Annotated in this window: 4 protein-coding genes; all 4 read right to left on the reverse strand. The window is 70.3% G+C overall.

Annotated elements, in window-relative coordinates:
• Positions 1-195, reverse strand: a 195-nt coding sequence (locus tag ACYVO6_RS42960; RefSeq protein ID WP_461071289.1) for a hypothetical protein, incomplete at its 3' end; no start/stop codon positions are given.
• 34 nt (positions 196-229) lie between these two features.
• Positions 230-727 carry a hypothetical protein gene (locus ACYVO6_RS42965; protein ID WP_461071291.1) on the reverse strand — a complete coding sequence of 166 codons (498 nt, stop codon included), beginning with the start codon at positions 725-727 and terminating at the stop codon, positions 230-232.
• Between the two features lie 332 nt (positions 728-1,059).
• Positions 1,060-1,470 carry a hypothetical protein gene (locus ACYVO6_RS42970; protein WP_461071293.1) on the reverse strand — a complete coding sequence of 137 codons (411 nt, stop codon included), beginning with the start codon at positions 1,468-1,470 and terminating at the stop codon, positions 1,060-1,062.
• A partial coding sequence (locus ACYVO6_RS42975; RefSeq protein WP_461071295.1) for an ALF repeat-containing protein occupies positions 1,470-3,704 on the reverse strand: 2,235 nt, incomplete at its 5' end. The genes ACYVO6_RS42975 and ACYVO6_RS42970, both read right to left, overlap by 1 nt.

Below are 3,704 nucleotides of genomic sequence, written 5' to 3' on the forward strand. Positions count from 1 at the left end.
GACCAGGACGCCGGAGCAGCCGCGGGCGTGGTCGCCGATGATCAGCTGTGCGGTGTAGGCGTGGGTGGTGTCCGAGTCGGCGACCGGAGTGCCGCCGGTGATGGCGGCTGCGGGCGCCGCGGACAGCGCGAGCGACCCGGCGGCCAGGACCGCGCTGAGCGCGGTCAGGCGAGGGCGTCTGGTGGAGAACTGCATGGGAATGGATTCCTCAATCACAAGGCGGCGCGGGCTACTTGGTGGTGCGGATCTCGACCAGGACGTGCTCCCGGCCGTCGACGGACTCGCCGACTCCCTCCCACGTGTCCGCGGGGATGTCGTACTCGACCTGGTCGTCCTCGGCGGTCATCTCCAGGTGGGTGTTGCCGGAGTCGTCGGTCTTCACGCCGTGCACCGAGGCGAGCTCCAGGGTCAGAAAGCCCCCATCGCCAGTGACCTTGAAGCAGACGTCCTCGCGGTCGCGGGCGAGGAACCTCAGGAGGTTGTCACTGCTCGCGCAGTCGGCGAGCACGATGTGCCCGTCGCCGCGCTTGAGGACGATGCCCTGCTCGGCCAGGATCTTGTCGGCGTTCGGGTAGTTGTAGTCCTCGACGGCATACCCGGGCGCCGCGTCGGCGACCGGATCGGCGGGGGCGCCGGCCGGCTGCCCTCCGGCGATCACGGCCCATGCCAGGGCGCCGGCGGCGGCCGCGGTGCCCAGAATGCGCACCCATGCGCTGCGTGGCTTCATCACAGTCCTAGAAAGTCGACAGTCGGCAGGAGTCGACAGGAAATGAGAATCGCCGCCCCCTGCAGTTCAAGTCCCTTATCGAAGCGGGCGCTTGGCGGGTGCGTCCAATTCAGAAACCGGATAGAAAGCGGGCAACCGGCGAGTTTGGGCCGTGATGTGCATCACGCGCGAAAATGGTTGTAGTGATCTTTATAAAGAATCGGTATCCGATGCGTCGGAGATTCGGCTTTCGGAAACGGAAATGCGACGGCCGGGCCGCGGAACGAATGTCCCGCGGCCCGGCCGCCGTTGCCGGTCAGGTGCCGCCAAATGCCGGAATCGGCACGGAAGGTCTACCGGGTGTCCACCTTGTCGAGCTCCAAGGTCACGGGACCGTCCGGATCGGGGTGCAGATACACCGTCCCCGGCCCCTTCGTGTAGAGCTGGACGTCGAACTCCCCTCCCAGATCACCGTCATCGGCCATCAGGTAGACGAAGTCGCAGTCCGCTTCCGCGCAGAGGAAGTCCCACTTGCCGCTGAACTCGACGATGCCGGCGCCTGCGGACCTCGAGACGTCGTCGGCCGAGATGCCGGTGGCGGAGAACGTCCCGTCGGCATCGAGCGAGATCTCGCCGCCGGTCTCGTCGTTGCGGTACACGCCGGGCAGTTCGTCGGGGTCGACCGGGGCCGTGCACCCCGAGACGAGCACCGCGGCAGCGGCCAGCGCGGCGCCGAGCCACCATCCAAGCGTCCTCTTGCCCATCACGGCTCCAGCGTCACGTCGAACTCGATCACCTGGGTCTTGGGTGACACCGGCCCGGAGTCGCCGACGACCTTGTCGATGAACGAACCGACCGTGTCGCTCCACCAGTCCGTGTATCCGATGACGGGCGGGTGGGTCGCCGACTCGATGTCCGACTCGTTGTACGCGGTGTACCGCCACACCACCGAACCGTCGGCGTTCTCGCGGAGGGGAGTCATACGGACCTGGTGCGAGCCCAGGAACGTGTACGCGAGGTTTCCGGTGAGCCCGACCGTGGCGAGCGTCCCGTAGTCCGTGAGGTACTTTCCGACACCCTCGAAGCCCTCGAGCGAGTAGTCGTGCATGTAGGTGTGGCCCAGCTCGTAGTTCCCGCTCCGCATGCGGGCGAGGAAGTAGTCGAAGACCTTCCGCGTCTCATCGTGATCACGGTACAGGCGGGTGAACTCGTCGTCGGGGCCGAAGCACTGCGAGCGTGGCCCCTTCCCGGTGAGCCAACTCCAGCCCAGCTCCCACGGGTTGGTGCTGTTGGTGGACTCGATCGGGTCGCCGAACGGCGTCAGACAGCTCTCGGCGCCTTCCGGGAGGCCGTTCTCGCCGCCGATGGGCACCGTCGCGTTGTCGAGCGCCTTCTGTATCGCCTCGCGTATCGCGGCCTGGATGACAAGGATCCGGGCTTCGGTCGCGGCGCGGGCGGCAGCGGCGGCGTCCTCTCCGGCCGCGATCTTCGCCTGCCGGGCAGCCGTCGCCGAGGCCTGTGCGTCTGCGGCGTAGGACGCGGCGAGAGTGGCGGAGCGCACGGCTCGCGTCGCCGCCTGCCGCGCCACGCTGCTCGCCCGGCGGGCCGCGGCGGCCGCACGGGCCGCGGTGTCGGCGGACCGCTTGGCGTCGGCCGCGGACCCTTCGGCAGCCTCCGCGTTCTTACGGGCCTCCTCGGCGGACAGCTTGGCGTCGTCCGCGTACCCCTTGGCGCGGGTGGCCCACTCGGTCGCCTTGGCCGCTTCCTCGCGTGCGAGGGCGGCCGCTTCGGAGGCCTTTGCCGCGTCCTCCAGTGCGTCCTGGGCGATCTTGGCCGCACCCGCGATCGCCGCACGGATCGCGCTGATGTGCGTGGCGTGATCGTGGTCGATCCGCGCGAACTCGTGCTGTGTGGTCCCGATGAACTGGCGCAGCGTGTGCGTGTCGCCCTCGAGCGCGACCTTCGCCGCCGCCTGCACGTAGGGGCCGCCGCTCGCCAGGAGCGTGGTGGCCGCCACCTTGTCGTCCTCGTGGACGGCCTTGGCGCGATCGACGTGCAGGAAGGTGTGCAGCGCCTCGGCGGTGCCCTTCTCCAGCGCGGCCTCCGCGGCACGCCGTACCGCCGTACCGGTGGTGGCGTCGGCCAGGAGCGTGGTCACCTCGACCTCGTTGTCGTCCCTGGCCGCCTCGACGGCACCGGATTCCAGGAACGCCTTGATCTTGGCGGCGTCCTCGGTCTTCAGCGCCGCCGCGGCCGCCGTCGCCACGTTCTGCGTCGAGATTGACGCGGTGGCCGCGACGTTCTCGGCGTTGTCCTGCTGAAGGGCGATGACGCGGTCGGCCTCGACCCAGCGCAGGACGTCCGCGTCCGAACCGGCCAGGGCGAACTCCGCGGCCTCCCGGGTCCATGTACCCGACCGGTCGAGGAGCTCGACCGCCACCTGTCGGCCCTTCGCCACGGCCTCGTCGGTCCTCCCGTCCGCCAGCGCCGACTCCGCGGCACCGATGAGCGCGAGGAGCTCCTCGGACAGGCGTGCTTCCTGCGTACGCTCCCGGTTGAACCGGGCAAGCTGATCCGTCTCCGCGCTCGCCAGCTGCCGCGCCGCCTCGAGCGCCTCGTCGGTCTCCTCGGTCAGCCGCTCGGTCTCGGCGGCACGGGCCGCCTGCTCGACCTCGCGTGCCTCGGTGACGGCGTCGAAAGCCTTGCTCGCGGCTTCGTAGGCGGCGTCGGCGGCGGCCGTGGACCGGTTGGCGTAGTCCACCGCCTTGCCGGCGTTGTCGGCCGCTTCGACGGCGGCCGCTGCCGCCTTCTCGGCGTGATCGGCAGCGCTGTTGGCCGCGTCCCGCGCCGTACGGGCACAGGCGGCTGCCTTTCCGGCCAGGGTCCGCGACCTGCGCGCGGCCGCGGTCGCCCGGGCCGCCGCGGCCTCCGCCTCGGCGGCTTCCCGCTGCGCGGCGGCGGCCTGGGACTGTGCGGCGCCCGAGGCCACGGCCGCGTC

This window comes from Streptomyces pseudoechinosporeus, from assembly GCF_054783935.1.

Bases quoted from the DNA above. Each gene is read 5' to 3' on its own strand.
- ACYVO6_RS42965 (WP_461071291.1), bottom strand. From the start codon at position 727: ATGAAGCCACGCAGCGCATGGGTGCGCATTCTGGGCACCGCGGCCGCC.
- ACYVO6_RS42970 (WP_461071293.1), bottom strand. From the start codon at position 1,470: ATGGGCAAGAGGACGCTTGGATGGTGGCTCGGCGCCGCGCTGGCCGCT.